Origin of the sequence: Intrasporangium sp. (assembly GCF_039812505.1) — a bacterium.
In the GTDB taxonomy this organism is placed as follows: domain Bacteria; phylum Actinomycetota; class Actinomycetes; order Actinomycetales; family Dermatophilaceae; genus Intrasporangium_A.
In genome coordinates this window covers 1-17,406 of the sequence record NZ_JBDIAQ010000070.1, presented here as the reverse complement: position 1 = coordinate 17,406, position 17,406 = coordinate 1, and the positions used below count along the sequence as shown (strand labels likewise).

At 71.9% G+C, this 17,406-nt stretch carries 19 protein-coding genes; 7 read left to right on the top strand and 12 right to left on the bottom strand.

From position 1 onward, the window contains the following. The first annotated feature begins 75 nt into the window (after positions 1-75). Positions 76-1,290: a pyridoxal phosphate-dependent aminotransferase gene (locus tag WMI84_RS10645; RefSeq protein WP_347352946.1), complete on the top strand. Its 1,215-nt coding sequence runs from the start codon at positions 76-78 to the stop codon at positions 1,288-1,290. Positions 1,291-1,372: 82 nt separating this feature from the next. Then, entirely contained in the window at positions 1,373-2,311 is a 939-nt protein-coding gene (locus WMI84_RS10640; protein WP_347352944.1) for a hypothetical protein, read from the top strand. 25 nt (positions 2,312-2,336) lie between these two features. On the opposite strand, the gene WMI84_RS10635 is transcribed toward WMI84_RS10640, so the two are convergent. Then, positions 2,337-2,615 (bottom strand): hypothetical protein, encoded by a 279-nt coding sequence (locus tag WMI84_RS10635; RefSeq protein ID WP_347352942.1) that lies wholly within the window; start codon positions 2,613-2,615, stop codon positions 2,337-2,339. Positions 2,616-2,638: 23 nt separating this feature from the next. Between WMI84_RS10635 and WMI84_RS10630 the strand changes: the two genes are divergently transcribed. From WMI84_RS10630 to WMI84_RS10620, 3 genes are read left to right on the top strand one after another with little or no spacing between them, the layout of a single operon-like run. Beyond that, positions 2,639-3,019: a DUF732 domain-containing protein gene (locus WMI84_RS10630; RefSeq protein ID WP_347352940.1), complete on the top strand. Its 381-nt coding sequence runs from the start codon at positions 2,639-2,641 to the stop codon at positions 3,017-3,019. 57 nt (positions 3,020-3,076) lie between these two features. After that, positions 3,077-4,081, top strand: a complete 1,005-nt coding sequence (locus WMI84_RS10625; protein ID WP_347352938.1) for an LLM class flavin-dependent oxidoreductase — start codon at positions 3,077-3,079, stop codon at positions 4,079-4,081. A 33-nt stretch (positions 4,082-4,114) separates the two neighbouring features. After that, positions 4,115-4,534: an OsmC family protein gene (locus tag WMI84_RS10620; RefSeq protein ID WP_347352936.1), complete on the top strand. Its 420-nt coding sequence runs from the start codon at positions 4,115-4,117 to the stop codon at positions 4,532-4,534. A gap of 56 nt (positions 4,535-4,590) precedes the next feature. Here WMI84_RS10620 and WMI84_RS10615 read toward each other — a convergent pair whose 3' ends face one another. From WMI84_RS10615 to WMI84_RS10565, 11 genes are all read right to left on the bottom strand, one after another. Continuing rightward, positions 4,591-5,871, bottom strand: coding sequence for a hypothetical protein (locus WMI84_RS10615; protein WP_347352934.1), 1,281 nt, complete (start codon positions 5,869-5,871; stop codon positions 4,591-4,593). Further along, positions 5,868-7,172 carry a glycosyltransferase family 2 protein gene (locus tag WMI84_RS10610; RefSeq protein WP_347352932.1) on the bottom strand — a complete coding sequence of 435 codons (1,305 nt, stop codon included), beginning with the start codon at positions 7,170-7,172 and terminating at the stop codon, positions 5,868-5,870. The genes WMI84_RS10615 and WMI84_RS10610 overlap by 4 nt, the downstream gene beginning before the upstream one ends. 5 nt (positions 7,173-7,177) lie before the next feature. Continuing rightward, positions 7,178-8,101 carry an ATP-grasp domain-containing protein gene (locus WMI84_RS10605; protein WP_347352930.1) on the bottom strand — a complete coding sequence of 308 codons (924 nt, stop codon included), beginning with the start codon at positions 8,099-8,101 and terminating at the stop codon, positions 7,178-7,180. A 2-nt stretch (positions 8,102-8,103) separates the two neighbouring features. Next, complete coding sequence (locus WMI84_RS10600; RefSeq protein ID WP_347352928.1) at positions 8,104-9,012, bottom strand: PIG-L deacetylase family protein; 909 nt, start codon at positions 9,010-9,012, stop codon at positions 8,104-8,106. A gap of 738 nt (positions 9,013-9,750) precedes the next feature. Then, complete coding sequence (locus tag WMI84_RS10595) at positions 9,751-10,671, bottom strand: helix-turn-helix transcriptional regulator (protein WP_347352926.1); 921 nt, start codon at positions 10,669-10,671, stop codon at positions 9,751-9,753. An 81-nt stretch (positions 10,672-10,752) separates the two neighbouring features. Beyond that, positions 10,753-11,100: a hypothetical protein gene (locus WMI84_RS10590; RefSeq protein ID WP_347352925.1), complete on the bottom strand. Its 348-nt coding sequence runs from the start codon at positions 11,098-11,100 to the stop codon at positions 10,753-10,755. Between the two features lie 67 nt (positions 11,101-11,167). Then, the gene (locus WMI84_RS10585; RefSeq protein ID WP_347352948.1) at positions 11,168-11,944 is read right to left on the bottom strand and encodes a thioesterase family protein; all 777 of its coding nucleotides are present in this window, start codon (positions 11,942-11,944) and stop codon (positions 11,168-11,170) included. Positions 11,945-12,016: 72 nt separating this feature from the next. Then, positions 12,017-12,715 carry a TetR/AcrR family transcriptional regulator gene (locus tag WMI84_RS10580; protein WP_347352923.1) on the bottom strand — a complete coding sequence of 233 codons (699 nt, stop codon included), beginning with the start codon at positions 12,713-12,715 and terminating at the stop codon, positions 12,017-12,019. 104 nt (positions 12,716-12,819) lie between these two features. After that, positions 12,820-13,641, bottom strand: coding sequence for a 2-phosphosulfolactate phosphatase (locus tag WMI84_RS10575; RefSeq protein ID WP_347352921.1), 822 nt, complete (start codon positions 13,639-13,641; stop codon positions 12,820-12,822). Further along, positions 13,638-14,042, bottom strand: coding sequence for an MmcQ/YjbR family DNA-binding protein (locus WMI84_RS10570; protein WP_347352919.1), 405 nt, complete (start codon positions 14,040-14,042; stop codon positions 13,638-13,640). Before WMI84_RS10570 ends, WMI84_RS10575 begins: the two co-directional genes overlap by 4 nt. Positions 14,043-14,058: 16 nt before the next feature. Then, a complete protein-coding gene (locus WMI84_RS10565) occupies positions 14,059-14,766 on the bottom strand; it encodes a DsbA family oxidoreductase (RefSeq protein ID WP_347352917.1) in 708 nt (235 codons plus the stop codon). A 295-nt stretch (positions 14,767-15,061) separates the two neighbouring features. Between WMI84_RS10565 and WMI84_RS10560 the strand changes: the two genes are divergently transcribed. Both WMI84_RS10560 and WMI84_RS10555 read left to right on the top strand, forming a co-directional pair. Further along, positions 15,062-16,777: a cbb3-type cytochrome c oxidase subunit I gene (locus WMI84_RS10560; RefSeq protein WP_347352915.1), complete on the top strand. Its 1,716-nt coding sequence runs from the start codon at positions 15,062-15,064 to the stop codon at positions 16,775-16,777. 4 nt (positions 16,778-16,781) lie between these two features. Continuing rightward, the coding region (locus tag WMI84_RS10555; RefSeq protein ID WP_347352913.1) for a dienelactone hydrolase family protein at positions 16,782-17,406 on the top strand (625 nt) is incomplete at its 3' end.

Below are 17,406 nucleotides of genomic sequence, written 5' to 3'. Positions count from 1 at the left end.
GCTCGATCAGGACAAGGGCACGCTCGACGGGAGTGGTGCGAGCCCAGCGGCATCCGGGATGAGACAGTTGACGCCATGCATCGGGTGACCCAGTCCCACAAGCTCCAGAACGTCTGCTACGAGATCCGCGGCCCGGTCCTGGCCGAGGCCAGGCGGCTCGAGGACGAGGGGCACCGGATCATCAAGCTCAACATCGGCAACCCCGCCCCGTTCGGGTTCGAGGCGCCGAGCGAGATCCTCGTCGACGTCATCCAGGCGCTGCCGACCGCCCAGGGCTACAGCGACAGCAAGGGCATCGTGCCGGCGCGGCGCGCGATCGCCCAGCACTACGAGGTGCGCGACTTCCCGCACCTCGACATCGACGACATCTACCTGGGCAACGGGGTCTCCGAGCTGATCGTGATGGCCATGCAGGGGCTGCTCGACGACGGCGACGAGGTGCTCGTCCCGGCGCCGGACTACCCGCTGTGGACCGCCGCGACCTCCTTGGCCGGCGGCACTCCCGTGCACTACCTGTGCGACGAGCAGGCCGACTGGGCGCCGGACCTCGACGACCTCGCGAGCAAGGTCACCGACCGGACCAAGGCGGTCGTCGTGATCAACCCCAACAACCCGACCGGCGCCGTCTACCCGCGCGAGGTGCTCGAGGCCGTCGCCGACCTCGCCCGGCGGCACGGGCTGATCGTCATGGCCGACGAGATCTACGACAAGATCGTCTACGACGGTGCGAAGCACCACTCCATCGCCGCGCTGGCGCCCGACCTGTTCTGCCTCACCTTCAACGGCCTGTCCAAGGCCTACCGGGTCGCCGGCTTCCGCGCCGGGTGGCTCGCCCTGTCCGGCCCCAAGGAGCACGCCCGCGACTACATCGAGGGCCTCGACGTCCTGGCCAACATGCGGCTGTGCGCCAACGTCCCGGCCCAGCACGCGATCCAGGTAGCGCTCGGGGGCCGGCAGTCGATCAACGAGCTGATCCTGCCCGGCGGACGCCTGCTGGAGCAGCGGGACAAGGCGGTCGAGCTGCTGAACCAGATCCACGGCGTCTCGTGCACCACCCCTCGGGGTGCGCTCTACGTCTTCCCCCGGCTCGACCCGAAGGTCTACCCCCTCGTCAGCGACGAGCAGCTCGCCTTCGACCTGCTGCGCGAGCAGAAGCTGCTCCTGGTGCACGGCACCGGCTTCAACTGGCCGGCCCCGGACCACGTCCGCATCGTCTTCCTCCCGCTCGTCGACGAGCTGGAGGACGCCATCGGCCGGTTCGAGAAGTTCCTGGCCACCTACAGCCAGTGACGACCATGCCCGGTCGGTATGCCGCCCAGCCCGTCCCGTGCGGCCGTTGCGTCGGACGTGTGGCGAGGCGCACCATGTCAGCGTGTGCGACAACGGGTCCTGCCGGCTCAACCGGGCCGACCCCCGAGACCGGCCCGCCGACCTCGACCTGACCCTGCTCGAGGCGGCCCTCGCGCACGTCAGCGCGCACCCGCTCGAGTGGGACCAGGCGGTCGCGCCCGGCCACGAGAGCCTGGCACTCGGCGGCACGACGCGCTCGTTCCTCGGGCACGTGCTGTCGTTCGGGGGGATCGAGGCGCCGGCCCCCGCCCGCTCGACCGGGTCGGTCTGGCTGGACTCGGCCGACACCCTGGCCACCGTCTGCAGGCTCTCCGGAGCCTGCGAGCACGACCTCGAGGTGCTGGTCCACCCCCGGGCCCGGGTCGACGACCTGGCCCGGGCCGTCGACTGGATCCGGGTGGGCCTGCCCACCGAGCCGGTCATCGACGAGATCGAGGACCGCGAGCCGGGGGCCCGGGTCGAGCCGGTCGCGGCGGGCGGGGCCGTGACCCGGCTGCTCTCGTCCGGTCCCGAGGCGCCGGACCTCGCCGCCGACCTGGCCGGCGACCCGAGCCGGGAGCTGTTCGACCAGCTGGTTGGCCTCGAGCCGGCTGCGTGGTTCGGCCGGTCCGGGGCCCCGGACCTCCGGTTGCTCGAGCAGGCCCTCGCCTTCGTCGTCGAGCACCCACTGCAGTGGGACCAGCGCACCTGGCAGTCCGAGGGCCTCTTCGGCCCGGTCCGGTGCCTGGCCGGGCACGCCCTGGTGCTGTCCGACTACGCGATCGACGCGCTCGACGTCGAGCAGGCGGTGTCCCCGGACGGCATCGTCGGCACGACGACCCGACACGCGGCCGCCCGCCTGGGGCTCACCGAGGCGCAGGCCACGCAGCTGTTCGCCCTGAACGACCTGGACACCCTGCGGGCCCTGGTCCGGCGGATCGGGACCCGGTCGGCAGCAGTACCACGCGACGAGCCGGACTGAACCGGGGGCCGGGCCGGCCGCCGGGTCACCCCGACCGGGTCCGGGCCCACCACTTCAGCAGCAGGCCGAGCAGGACGGCCCAGACGACCGTCAGCCCGACGCTGAGGCCCAGCGCGAGCAGCGCGAGACGCCGCCCGGCGCGTTCCCGGCGGGCGAACGAGAGCAGGCTGAGCGCCATACCGAGGACCTGCGGGAGGAAGCACCAGCCCAGCGGGACGGCCGAGACCGACGCCACCACGGCCGCCCGGGCGAGCGGTGCGGCCGAGGCGAGCCGGACCTCTCGGGGATGATGGGAGCCGGTCACCCACCCAGCCTAAGGAGGGCATGATGCGCCGCGTCGCGGTCCTGCTGGCCGGGCTCGTGCTGGCGGCCTGCAGCAGCACGCCGACCGCGCAGGACCTGCCCGCGGGCATCCTCTCGGCGCGCCCGGACATCACGGCCGAGGAGGCCGAGTTCGTCCTCGCCGCCGAGGACCTCGGCGTCTCCGTGACCGCGCAGAGCGTCGCCGACGACATCGAGATCGGCACGACGACGTGCTGGGCCCTGAAGACCGGTGGCCTGACCCTCGGCGAGATCGCCCGCGACTCGCAGGGGGCGCCGCTGCCGAACAGCGGCGCCGGCCTGCGCACGAAGCAGCTCATGTATGCCGCCGTCCGAACCCTCTGCCCCGACTACGACTCCCAGCTCGACCAGCTGGACCTGCCCTAGTGACAACGGGGTTCGCGCGACCGGAAGAAACCCTCCCGGCCCACGGTTGACCCCGGCGTGACTCGCCCCGACCTCGACATCCTCGACCTCGTCCCCGTCAACGAGGGCTCGACCCCGGCCGCGGCGATCGCGGCGACGGTCGACCTGGCGCAGCACGTCGAGCGGTGGGGGTACCGGCGCTACTGGATGGCCGAGCACCACAACATGACGGGTGTGGCCTCGTCGGCCACGGCGGTCCTGATCGGTCACGTCGCCGACCGGACGACCTCCATCCGGGTCGGGGCCGGTGGTGTCATGCTGCCCAACCACGCTCCGTACATCGTCGCGGAGCAGTTCGGCACCCTCGCGACGATCCACGACGGGCGGGTCGACCTCGGGCTCGGCCGGGCCCCCGGCACCGACCCGCAGACCGCGCGGGCGCTGCGCCGTGACACCCGGGCCGCGCTGGACTTCGCCACCGAGGTGCAGGAGCTGCAGGGCTACCTCGGCGACGCGGACCCGTCGGCGCCGGTCCGGGCGGTGCCGGGGGAGGGCACCCACGTGCCGCTGTGGATCCTCGGGTCGAGCCACGGCGGGGCCCAGGTCGCAGCGGCGCTCGGCCTGCCGTACTCCTTCGCGTCCCACTTCGCGCCCCGCATGCTGATGAGCGCCCTCGAGGTCTACCGGACGCGCTTCCAGCCGTCCACGGGGCCCGGCGGGCCGACCGCGCCACGGACGATGGCCGGGGCCAACGTCATGGTCGCCGACACGGAGGCGCAGGCCCGGCGGCTCTTCACCTCGGTGCTGAGTCGCTTCCACGACATCGTGACCGGGCGACGCGGCGGTGTGCAGACGCCGGGCGACAGCATGGAGTCGGTCCTCGCGGCGTGGAGCCCGGCCGAGCAGGCGGCGGTGCTCGACATGGTCCGGGTCTCCTTCGTCGGGACTCCCGGGCAGGTCCGCGACGCGTTGCAGGAGTTCACCGCCGCGACCGGCGTCGACGAGGTCATCCTGACGTGCGGCGCCCACGACCACGAGGCCCGGCTGCGCTCCTACGAGCTGCTCGCCGAGGCCTGGCTCTAGGCCGCCCCGGGGTCGGTCTGCAAGGCTGGCCCCATGACTGACCAGGACCTCCGCAGCGTCACCCTCACCCGCGACAGCCTCGGCCGCTACACCATCCGCAACGACCGCGGTGGCTCGATCACCACGAGCAGTGGTACCGACGAGCTCTCGCCGGTCGAGCTGCTGCTCGCCGGGATCGCGGGGTGCACCGCAGTCGACGTCGACGCCGTCACGGCGCGCCGGGCCGAGCCGGACAGCTTCCAGATCGAGGTGACCGCCGACAAGGTCAAGGACGAACAGGGCAGCCACCTCCAGGACGTCGAGATCACCTTCCGGGTCCGGTTCCCCGAGGGCAAGGGCGGCGACGCGGCCCGGGCGATCCTGCCCACCATGGTGCGGCGCTCGCACGAGGAGTTCTGCACGGTGAGCCGCACCGTCAGCCTCGGCGCGTCGGTCACCGCCAAGGTCGAGTGAGCCGGGGCCTTCCGGCCCGTAGGCCCGACCACTGTGTCACCGTCCGGGGGGCGGGACTAGCCGGGGCGCGCCCACTCCCGCTGGAGCACCGTCCAGACCGGCTCGGAGAACAGCGAGGCCGGGGTGACCGAGACCGAGCGGATTCCCTGGGCCCGAGCCGCCCGGAGCTCGCGCTGGAGGGTCGACACGGGGATGATGCCGCGTCCCTTCCAGAGACCGATCTCGAGCTCGTACCGGTCCGGTGCCCTGGCGAACAGGAGCGGGCCGAGCTGCGCGGCCCCGAAGACCCCGGACGAGGCGATCCCCGGGAAGTCCCACACCACCAGCCGGTCCACGTGCTCGAGCAGCCGCGGGTAGCTCTGGCCGATGTCGGGTCGTCCGACCGGGTCGTAGGTCACCGGCGAGCGGACATCCAGGGTGAGCGCGACACCGGTGGGTGCCAGCCGTCGCTTGACCTGGGCCACCACGGACACCAGCGCGTCGGTGCGCCACTGCTGCAGCCGGCGGTCGTCCCGGTCGATCGTCCCGTCGGCCGATCGGGGCCAGGCGGCGGCCCGCTGGGTCGCCTTGAAGTCCGCGAGGTCGTCCGGTCCGAAGGTGTCGTTGTCGAACATGAGCTCGGTGACGTTGACCGCCTCCGGTGAGTACCGCACCGCGAGCTCGTGCGCGAGGTCGGCCAGGCGACGGGTGAGCGCCCCCGACTTCCATGCGGTGACACTCGCGAAGAGGTCGGACCGCTTGCCCGCCTGGTTCACCCCCGCCAGGCCCGGGCGCTGCGTGAACTCGCGCCCGAAGAGGACGTCGATGCCCAGGTAGATGTCGCGCCGGGCGCCGTTCCGGTCGCAGCCGAGCGCGGCGATCGCCTCCGCCACGTAGTCGCGTCCGGTGTCCAGGACGTCGCCCGACTCGATGTCGCGGTGGCCGGCCCACGGGAAGGCGATCCAGTCGAGGCGTCCGACCGCGATCCGGACGCCCGTCGCCGCAACCTCGTCGAGCTTGGCGGCCAGCACCCTCAGCCGGTCCGGGTCGTCGCTGGTCAGGTCCTCGAAGCCGATGTTGACCACCTGCACCGAGTCCCGGGTGGCCGGGTGGCCGGGAGCGGGCGCGGGTCCCTTCCGGCACGAGCGCACCGGGGTCGCCGGCGGCGTGCTCGTCTTCGGCCGGGCGCTCGCCGTGGCCGGGTCGGGGTGTGGCGTCGAGGAGGCCGGACCTGCCGCCGGCGCGCCGTCACCACCGAGATCGGGTGACAGGACCGCCGTGGCGCCGGCCAGCAGGGCCACCAGGACGAGGAGTGCGGCGATGCCGGCCCAGAGCTGTCGGACAGGTCGGTCGGTCATGCTTCCTCGCGCCTGAGGATGCCGCGCAGTGCCTGCTCGGTGACCACGCCGGTGCGCTGCGCCTTGTTCCAGGCCGCCGGCCCCCCGCGGGCCTCCAGGACGAGCGCGGTCGCCATGGTCAGCGCCATGAACACCGAGTAGAGCGGCCAGAGCGGAACGGTCCACAGGTTGCCCAGGTCGCGCCACGCGGCGTTGAGGGCGATTCCCAGCACGGTCAGACCCACGGTCACGACCAGCCCGAGCCACGCGGCAAGCTGCACGACGCTGCCGTCGACGGCGAGCATGCCGCGCGGGACCAGGACGGCCAGCAGCAACAGCACGAGCAGCTGCAGGACCGGCACGACGATCATGGTCACGGCGTTGAAGCCCAGGAAGATCCCGAAGACGCCGTGGGCCGGGTTGCCGAGCATCCGCCAGTGGTGCCGGACCGTCTGCAGCAGGCCGCGCGACCAGCGCACGCGTTGGCGCCAGAGCGCCCGGACCGTCGACGGCGACTCGGCGAGCACGATGGCTCGAGGCTCGAAGCAGACGCGGTACCCCGCCTCGTAGATCCGCCAGGTCAGCTCCAGGTCCTCCCCGACGGTGTCCGTCCGGAACCCGCCGACCTGTCGGACCAGGTCCGCGCGGAACGCGCCGATGTTGCCCGACACGATCGGCAGGCAGTGCAGCACCGACAGGGCCCGACGGGCCAGACCGGTCCCCAGGTGGGAGATCACCGAGAGCAGCCGGGTCTGCACCCGGTCGAGGTTCACCGGCCGGTCGTCACCGCACACGGCGCCGACGTGCGGGTCGCGCAGCCCGGTGAGCAGCCACGGGATCGTCATCGGCGAGAAGACACCGTCGGCATCGACGAAGACGAGCACGTTGCCGCCGGCCTGTGCGATCCCGCGGTTGAGTGCGGCGCCCTTGCCGGCATTGGGCTGGCTCACGACCCGGACCGCCTCGTGGGCGCCGGCCAGCTCGTTCATGACCTCGGGGGTGCCGTCGGTCGACCCGTCGTCGACGATGACGATCTCGAGCCCCGGGTGGCGGGTGCGCAGGATCGACTCGATGCAGCCGCGCAGGACGACCGCCTCGTTGTAGGCCGGCACGATGACCGAGACGCTGAAGTCGTCGCTGCCCGGCGGGTGGCGCCCGGCCTGGGGACCGGCCCGGAGTGCCCTCGCCCCACGGAGCATCGTGCCGCGGCGAAGCTCGAACCAGACGGCGAGCGGCACGTAGACCAGCTTGAGCGAGCTGACCACGAGGATCGCCGCGCTGAGGACCAGGAACGCCCACGTGAGGGGCTGGCTGCGTGCCATGGTCGTCAGGCACCGCCGGCTGCGACGCCGGCGCCGGTTGGCGTGACGTGTGCCAGGACGGCGTCGAGCAGCTCCGGCGCGGCGGCGCTGTTCGCCCCGAACCGGGCGTTGACCTCGAGCACCAGCGGCGCACCGGCCGCATCCAGCCTGACGTCCACGTCCACCGGTCCGGTCAACCCGGCGGCGAGCACGGCGCGACGCGCGACGTCCGCCACCGCCTCGACGCGCGCGCCGGTGGCGGACGGTCGGCGTACGGCGACCGCGTTGCCGACCCGCCCTTCGCGTAGCGCGGTCTTCTCGAGCACGACGCACAGCTCCGGCTCGCCCGCGTCCGAGGCACGGAACAGCACCGGCGCGTACTCGAGGCCGGGGGCGAAGCGTTGCACGATGGAACGGTCGTCGAGGCCCGCCCAGTAGGCGAGGGTCTCGGGCAGCTCGGCGGCCGCCGGATCGATCACCTGCACCCCACGACCGCCCCTCGACCGGCGTGGTTTCACCACGATGGAGCCGTCCGCAGCGTCGACCGCGGCCGCAGGTGACCGATGCCCCGACGGAAGCCCGAACCAGGGAACCGGCACCAGGTGCCGTTCGAGGCACCGCATCGTCAGGTACTTGTCGGCGGCCGTCGACACCGACTCGGTCGACCCGATCACCACCTGCGCCCCGAGCCCGCCGTGGCCGCGAGCCACCCTGACCAGCTCCTCGCTGACGGTTGGGATGACCACGTCGATCCGGCAGGTCCGCACGAGGCGGGCCAGCACCGGAAGGTAGTCCGGCTCGGCGGCGGCCGGCACCACCCGGAACAGGTCGACCCCCGCGTCCGGGACCTCTCGCATGTCGACACCGGTGATCCAGTGGCCGCGACGTCGGAGCTGCCGGGCCAGGGAGACTCCGGCCGGGCCGCCGACGCCCGTGAGCAGGACGCGCACGGCTACAGGTCACCGACCGACGCCGCGCCCATGCGGACGACCTCGAAGCCCTCCGCCAGACCCGCGCGGGCCTGGTCCCCCCGGAAGACGGCTATGCCGCGGGTTCGCGCGGGGCTCATGTACGGCTTCTTGCGCTGGTCCTCGTGGACCTGGATCGCGTGCGTCTTCACGTCGATGTGCCGGGAGATGTCGACGAAGAAGACCGGCGAGAACCAGGGTGTCGCCGAGGGGCTCTCGTAACAGAGGATGGTCGGCTCGCGTCGAGCGGCACGCATCGTGGCGCGATGTACGGCCGAATGGTCCTGGTGGTAGTCGTTCGCGGAGTGGGTCATGACGATGTCCGGGCGGAACTCGCGTATTGCCCGCTCGAGCACCTTGACCATTTCGTTCTCGTGAATGTCGAGCTGCGTGTCGCAGAAGTCCAGGACCTTTGTTCTCGCGGCTCCCAGATAGGTGGATCCGCGCCTTGCCTCCTCGACCCGCCGCCGGGCCTCGCCGCCCGACCCGCCGCCGCTCATGACAATGGTGCAGACCTCGCCGCCATTGTCCACGAGCTTTGCCAGCGTTGCGCCGCAGGCCAGCTCGAGATCGTCCGGGTGTGCGCCGATGGCAAGAACCCGACGCGGGTGCAGGGAAACGGCCGCGCGTCGTTGCCAGATCGGGGAAAGTGCGACACAGCCGAGCAGACCGACGGCGGCGACGACCGCGAACGGACCGCAGACCTCGGACCTGCTCGGCGTGATCACGCAAGGCAGGGCGAAGACCGCGAGCGCACCCCCGGCGCCCGCCACCGCTGCCCGCAGCCGGTCCGGATGTCGGTAGTTCCGGGTGATCCAGCGCGCCGAGGGGCGCGTGACGACCAGGGCCGCACTGCCCAGGCCCAGGGCGACCGCCAGCACGGCGAGCGTCATGCCCATGATGTGCGGACCTCCTGAGGAGTGCCCGTCCGCGCTGGGGGAGATGTCTGCGGCCGCACCGGTTGGTACAAAGCCGGACATTTGACGATAATGCGCCTCGGTCGACCGTCCGGACCGTGCCCCGTCGGTGGTCGACCCGGCAATGACAAACCGAGTCGATCGTCGGACGAACCATGACGAGATGCGTCAACGGGACGCACGGACCCTCCCCTCCGCCGACCAAATGCTGCACGACCGCCCCTGGCCAGACTGTGGCCTATTCCGTACGAATGTGTCAACCGGGCGTCAGAAGGCGGCTCCTGCGTTGCCGGACGTCATCCCGACAAGTCGGTATCGCGCGTGTTTTCTGGCATTTGGCACAGAATTGAACGAGGGTGTGAGTCCTTTTGGGGAGCGTCGACCGACTTTACTGGTCGTAGGCGCGTGGGAACCGCAGGAGAGGGCCGGGGCGGTCGTTCGTCTCGGTGGGGGCACGCGACCGGACGCTCGGGAACGTACGCCCCCCGCTGCCGCCTGATGCGGCGGGGCTCCTCGGGGCGTGACCGGCGAGGCCGGTTGTGTGCCGCTGGGCTCGGCCGGCTGCTGTGCCGACCGACGACCATTGGTCACACGCGGACCTCGACGCACGCACGACCGGCCGGGTCGCAGGCGCGGTTCGCGGACCAACGGTCGTCCGTCGGCACACCACACCCCGCGCCGTCGGCACACCCGTGCCCGCGCCGCCCGCTGGGCTCAGCGCGCGGGCGCGTCCAGGTAGGTGATCGGGTCCCCCCAGCCGAGCCGGCTCACGCCGTGCTTGTCCAGGGCCAGGACCGCGAGCGTGCGGCGATGGGCGGCGAAGGTGAGCACGTGCGCGATCATCGCGCCGTAGGTGCAGCTGAAGGGTGGGTCGCAGCTCGCGTCGACGAAGGTGTCGTCGAGCTCGCCGTCCTCGACGGCGTGCCGGACGTGCTCGAGGAAGGCGGGCGCGGCCGTGTCGAGACGCCGCTCGGCCGAAAGCAGTGACTCGCCGTGCTCGACCGAGAAGTCGTACTCCTCGCCTGTCATCGAGGCGTTCCACATCTGCATCTGCCCGACGAGGCGGCTGATGATCCGTCGCAGGGTCGACGGGTCGGGATCGTCCTCGACGCTGAGGACGATGGGCTCGTCGAGCTGGGCGTCGGTCAGCTCCCGGGCGCACTCGATGAGCTGACGGGTCAGCCAGATGTGGTGCTCGACCATGCGCTGGATGAGGTCCATGGTGGTGACTCTCTGCCGGGCCGGCAGGCGGATGCCGCCGGGTGGGTGGAAGTGGACGTCGCTGGCCGACTCGATCCGGATCCGACCCGGCCGGACCCGCCAGTCACGAGGGGTCACCCCGTAGACCCGGCGGAAGGCCCGGGTGAACGCTTCGTGCGAGCCGTAGCCGGCCTCGACGCCGATGTCGAGGATCGGGCGGTGACTCGTGGCGAGCCGGAAGGCCGACCGCTCCAGCAGGACCCGCCGGCGCAGAGCGGCGGGGGCTTCGCCGGCGGCCGCGCTGACGACCCGGTCGAGGTGGAACCGCGACAGGTGTAGCCGCCCCGCGAGCTGCTCACTGGTCAGGCCGGGCTCGTCGAGCGTGTCGACGAGCACGTCGAGCCAGGCGCTGAAGGTGTCGGCGGGGAGGTTCACGCGATCATCGTGCGGGCGGTCCGAGGTTGTGCGCTTGATCGTCCTTGCTGACCTGCACGCACCGGGCCTGGGCCGGCTCGGTCACCCCTCGGTGGAGCGCCACCACCGGAGCCCGCCGATGAAGGCGACCAGGACGCCCAGCCCGCCGATGACCATGCCCACCAGCAGCCAGAGGGCGAGCCGACGCCCGGTCGGGTCGTTGCCGGCCCCGGAGATGCTCCCGCCGAGGAACCCGACCAGCGGGGCGAGGACCGCGACGAAGCCACCGATCATCGTCATCCAGAACCCTGGCCGAACCGGCGCAGGCGGGTCGTCGTACGGGTCGTGGTGGTGCACCCACTCCGCTCCGTGGAACCGGTCGTCCAGGGCGACGTCGCCGTCGCCCGTCGCCGCGGGCCGGCCCGTGTCACCCATGTCGCTGTCACCCATGTCGCTCCTCTTCGCTGATGGTCCCACTCTGCCGCGTCGGGCCGGGTCCGGCCAACCGGGTCACGGTTCAGGTGCCGGGCATCGGCCGGATCGTGAGGATCTGTTCGACCGTGCCGACCGGCCCCTGCACGTCGTGCAGGACACTCGAGGTAAGGCCGATCCCGTTGTCCCCGAAGCTTACCCGGCTGTCCAGGCCGACCCAGCCCGGGACCGGCTCACGCAGCAGGTGGATGGTGAGGTCGACGTTCGGGAAGGCCCACTCACCAGGGGGCACCCGGACGGCGACGCCGTTCGCGGTGTCGGCGAAGGAGAGGAAGGCGGCGGTCGGGCACACGTCCTCGCCCGCGACCAGGGTGTTGGGCGAGCGGAGCCAGACCCGGGCCCGACCGGGGCGGCGCGCCGGGTCGGAGCGCAGCTCGAGGCTGCGGATGTAGCCCCCCGGCCAGAGCAGCATCCCGGTCCACACCGGGAACTCCTCAGGCCCCGGCATCGGCTTCAGCTCCAGGTCGGCCACGGCGGAGGAGTCTCCGGTGGCGAGACGCCAGGCGCGGGCCCGGACGACGGGCCGGTCGTCGACGGACATGACCGCCTCGACGAGCTCGATGGTGCGCCCGGGCCGGAGCGTGTGCACCTCGACGGTGCTGGGCCGGGCCGGCATGACACCGAGGATGTCGTAGCTGATCCGGGCCAGCTGGAGGCCGGGGCGTGGCTCGTGCCGCTCGATCGCGTGGGCGAGCAGGCCCCCGACCGGAGCCATGTGCTGCTCGTCGTCGCGCCAGGCGCCCTGGACGTGGATCGTCGGCGTGTACCGGCCCGCGCCGAGCGGCAGGTAGCAGGCCGGCACGTCGGTGGCGAGACGGAAGGCGTCGCTCGGTTCGTCACTCGGTGGGTCGGAGGCGGTCGTCACGTCGCCACCCTAACGGCCCCGTGCCGGAGCCTCGATGACCCCGAGGCCGAGGTCGACCATCTGCACCAGCCGGGGGACGATGCGCTGGATCGCTGCGGACGACATCCCGCGCAGGGGCCCGTCCAGGGCGAGCATCGCCAGCCCGTGGACCGCGGACCACGCCAGCAGCTCGGCCCCCGGTCGCCGGTCGGCGGACATCGCCCCGGCCTCGACCATTGCGTCGAGCCGGTCCGAGAGGAGCTGGAACGGGGTTCGCCCGCCCTGGCCGGCGGCCTCCGGCGAGGTCGCGCGGCTGAGGTCGGTCGGCACCCCGAAGGCCGTGCGGAACAGGCCGGGCTCGGTCAGGGCGAACCGGAGGTAGCCCTGGCCCACGGCCCGGAAGCGCTCCCGCGCGACGGTCCGCCGGTCGTCGCGGTCCGGCACCGCGGCGATGGCCTCGGCGATGACGTCCGCGGCGCGTGCCTGGGCCCGGCTGGCCACGGAGGCCAGCAGCGCGTCGCGGTCCGCGAAGTGCCGGTAGGCGGCATTCGCCGAGACCCCCACCCGCCGGGTGGCCTCGCGCAGGACCACGGCGTCGGGACCGCCCTGTCTGGCCAGCTCCAGACTCGCCTCGAGCAGGGCCCGACGCAGGTCCCCGTGGTGGTATGTCGCTCGCTTGCGTACCGCTCGCGACCCCGGCCCGGGATCTCGTGGGGCGGCTGAGGTCACCTCATCATCATGCACCCGGGGGAGCGACCCCTCGCGCGGACCCGTAACGCGACGGGTGGCGGCCGCGAGGAGAGCAGCCCCGCCCGGGCAGTGGCCTGGAACGCTCACGCGGGCACGAAGGAGCCGTCCACCAGCACCGGTACGACGGTGCTCGAGTCGAGCTCGGCCGCGATGGCCACGTCGTCGGCATACCCTTGCTCGACCAGCTCACGGCCGCTGGAGCACATTGCCAGCGCCTCGTCGAGGCGGTCCCGGACGGACCGGAACCCGGCCAGCGCCGGCCCGACCTCGGGGCTGAGCAGGAGCGGGCCGGCTTGGTGCCCGAGCGCGTCCACGAGGGCGGCGGCCACCGCGCCCGCCCCCCAGGCGTCCTCGACGGCCGGTCGCAGCGAGTCGTCCGGCCAGCGCTCGCCGCAGGGCGCGAGGACGACCACCGGGGGAGCGGACGCGCTGGCGCGCAGTCGGTCCGCCACCCACCGGCCGACCGCGCCGCCGTTGCGCAGCGAGGCCGCCACGACAGTGGCCCCCGCCCCGGCCAGCGACAGCGCGACCGTGGCGCCGTTCGGCGACGGCAGCACCAGCGACCCGACCGCGCCGACCTCGCGGATCGAGCGCGGCGACAGCGAGATCCCGCCCTCGCGCCGGGCCACGCGGCGCGGCACGGCGAGGGCGGCGCCCCTGGTGGCGGCGAACTGCGCGGCGGTCCGGTCGCGCCACCGGTACGGCAGCACGTCCGTGCCCGCGTCGGCCGCCACCGACACGCAGGTCGTGAAGCTCAGCACGTCGACGACGACCGCGATGACGGCGGCGCCCCGCTGGGCGGCATACCCGACGAGGAAGCCCGCCCCGACCGCCCCCCAGTCGAGGCGCACGAGGTGGTTGTCCTGGCTGTGCCACGGGTCCTCCGGCCCCGGCAGACCGGTCATCGCGCGTCGAGCTCACGCACGAGGCGGGCCGGGGCAGTGTTGCGGTAGGACATGTCGACGAGCTCGGCGACCTCACCCCAGTCGACCTCGGCGACGTCGTGGTCGTGGAACGTCAGGCCGAGCCACCCGGAGGGCCCCACGTAGGCGGGGACGAAGAACCGCTCGTCCGTCACGAGTGCCTCGCGCTCGGCCGCGTCGGGCAGGAACAGCAGCGCACGCCTCGCGACCGGGGCGAGGTGATCGCCCTTGAGCGAGCCGCCGAAGACCGCGAAGACCTTCGTGGTGAAGAAGTTCGGCCGCCCGTGTGTCACCTTCTCGGCCGCTCCGGGCAGTGCGAGGCAGATCGACCGGACGCGCTCCAGATGACCGTCGGAGGTGCGGAACATCTGCGGGTGGGCCATCACCCCACGGTAGGGGTCACCCGCCGGCGCCGCACCCGCACGACCCGCAGCCGCAGCCGCCCCCGGCCGCGACCGGCTCGGGCTCCTCATTGCGCCGGTCCCACGCCTGGCCGAGCGCCTGGAGGAAGACCGGTGTCGGCTGCGCGCCCGACAGGCCGTACTTGCGGTCGATGACGAAGAACGGCACGCCCGTGATGCCGATCATCGACGCGGTCGCCTCGTCGCTGCGGACGTGGTTGCCGTATTCGTCGCCGACGAGCACCGCGGTGACCTCGTCGACGTCGAGGCCGACCTCACCGGCGAGCCGGACGAGCGTCTCGGCGTCGCCGATCGGCTCGCCCTCGGTGAAGTAGGCCCGCATGAGACGGTCGAGCATCTGCTGCCCGAGGCCCCGGTCGCCGGCGAGGTGGTACAGCCGGTGGGCGTCGAAGGTGTTGCCCGGGCGGGCCCGGCGCCACTGGTAGTCCAGACCGACCTCGCGGGCCTGCTCGGCGATCGTCTCGTGCTGCGCGACGGCCTCGTCCTCGGTGATGCCGTACTTCGCGGCCAGGCCCTCGGACAGGGTGCCCGCGGCGACCGGCTCGGCGGACCGGTCCAGCTCGAAGCTGTGCCAGGTCACGTCGACCTCGTCCGCATTCGGGAACTGCGCCAGGGCCGCCTCGAAGCGAGCCTTGCCGAGGTGGCAGTACGGACACACGATGTCAGCCCAGATGTCGATCTCCACGGCCCCACTGTAAGCGCCGGGCCGCTGGGGTCCACCGGGCGGCCGACCTGTGGACCCGGGACCGGTATCCGGCGTTGCGGGATCCGGGCCGGTCGGCGGTGCCGTGGCTGTGGCAGCTTGCCGTCGCCCCGGTTCGGGCCGGGATCTCGACGGGAAAGTGGGTATGGGGGGCGGTCGCAGGTCGCCGGATGCGAGTGGCTACCCTGTCAAATCGGCGTGATCCGCCGTACAGTCTTGACCATTGAGGGCCCGTCGCCCATGTCGACGGGCGCAGGCGTGAGGTGGCGATGCGAGCATGACGACGACGGCAGACCGGACGGCACAGACCGCGACCATCCACACCCGGCCGGCCCCTCCGCGTCGCACCCCCGGTCAGCGCATCATCGGCATCATCACGACGACCGACCACAAGGTCATCGGGAACCTCTACTTCGCGACGACGTTCTTCTTCTTCCTGCTCGGCGGCATCATGGCGCTGCTGATCCGCTCCGAGCTGGTCGAACCGGGCCTGCAGATCGTCGACAACCCGGAGCAGTTCAACCAGCTGTTCACGATGCACGGCACGATCATGCTGCTGCTGTTCGCGACGCCGCTGTTCGCCGGGTTCGCCAACGCGATCATGCCGCTGCAGATCGGCGCGCCCGACGTCGCGTTCCCGCGGCTGAACATGTTCGCCTACTGGCTGTACCTGTTCGGCGGCCTGATCGCCAGCGCCGGGTTCCTGACCCCGCAGGGCGCGGCCGCCTTCGGCTGGTTCGCCTACCAACCCCTCGCAGCCGAGTCCTACAGCCCGGGCCTCGGCGGCGACCTGTGGTTCTTCGGCCTGACCCTGGCCGGCTTCGGCACCATCCTGGGCGCGGTCAACTTCGTCACGACCATCCTGTGCATGCGCGCCCCGGGCATGACGATGTTCCGGATGCCGCTGCTCACCTGGGCGGTGCTGACCACCTCGATCATGGTCCTGATCGTCTTCCCGATCCTCGCGGCCGGCCTGTTCGCCGGTGGCGGCGACCGTCGTCTGGGGATGCACATCTTCGACGCCGAGAACAACGGGGCGATGCTCTGGCAGCACCTGTTCTGGTACTTCGGCCACCCCGAGGTGTACATCATCGCGCTGCCGTTCTTCGGCATCATCAGCGAGGTCGTGCCCGTCTTCAGCAAGAAGCCGCTGTTCGGGTACAAGTCGATGGTCATCGCCTTGGCCGCCATCGCCTCCCTGTCGACCTCGGTGTGGGCGCACCACATGTACGTCACCGGTCAGGTACTGCTGCCGTTCTTCGCGATCATGTCGATGCTGATCGCCGTACCGACCGGCCTGAAGTTCTTCAACTGGATAGGCACGATGTGGCTCGGGAAGGTGTCGATGGACACCCCCATGCTCTGGGCGATGGGCTTCCTGGTCACGTTCCTGTTCGGTGGCCTGACCGGCATCATCATCTCCAGCCCGGCCCTCGACTTCCACGTCTCGGACACCTACTTCATCGTCGCGCACTTCCACTACACGGTGTTCGGCACGGTCGTGTTCGCGATGTTCGCCGGCTACTACTTCTGGTGGCCCAAGCTGACCGGCCGGATGCTCGACGAGAAGCTCGGCAAGATCCACTTCTGGATGCTGTTCATCGGCTTCCACATGACCTTCCTGATCCAGCACTGGCTCGGCGTCGAGGGCATGGCCCGCCGCTACGCCGACTACCTGCCCGAGGAGGGCTTCCAGCTGGGCAACGACATCTCCAGCGTGGGCGCGCTGCTGCTGGGTCTGTCGATGGTCCCGTGGTTCTGGAACGTGTGGAAGACCTGGCGCACCGCGCCGCTGGTCACCACGGACGACCCGTGGGGGTATGGCGGCTCGCTGGAGTGGGCGACCTCGTGCCCGCCGCCGCGGCACAACTTCACCTCGCTGCCGCGGATCCGGTCGGAGCGGCCCGCCTTCGACCTGCACCACCCGGAGACCGCGCCGCGATCCTGGCACGCACCCGATGCCACCGCTGAGGCCGTCACCCAGGAGTCGTGACCCGATGGGCGAGATGATCCAGTTCTTCCGGTCCGATCTGAACGCCTACCAGGCCGAACCCGTCGGGGACCCGGCCGGGGCCGTCATCGTCATCCAGGAGATCTGGGGTCTCGTCGAACACATCACCGACGTCACCGACCGGTTTGCCGCCGAGGGCTACCTGGCCGTGGCCCCGGACCTGCTCGGGCACGTCGACCTGACGCCCTACGACGGTCAGGAGCTGCACGCCCTCATGTCCAGCCCCGACGAGAAGGACCGGCTCGCGGCCCAGCCGAGGCTGCGCCGGATGACCGAGCCGGCCCGCACGCCGGAGTTCGCGAAGTGGGCGATCGACGGGCTGCGCGAGGTCGTCGGCGCGCTGCTCGAGCAGCCCGGCGTCGACGGGCGGGTCGCGGTCGTCGGGTTCTGCTTCGGTGGCACCTACGCCTGGTCGCTGGCCCTGCACGAGCCCCGGCTGCGCGCGGCGGTGCCGTTCTACGGCCGGTTCCCCGAGGGTGCCGACCCGAAGGCCGTCAAGTGCCCGGTCCTCGCGTTCTACGGCGAACAGGACCACGACATCAGCGACGGCGTGCCGCAGCTGACCGAGCGGCTTCGCGCGGCAGGTGTCGACTTCACCGCCCAGGTGTACG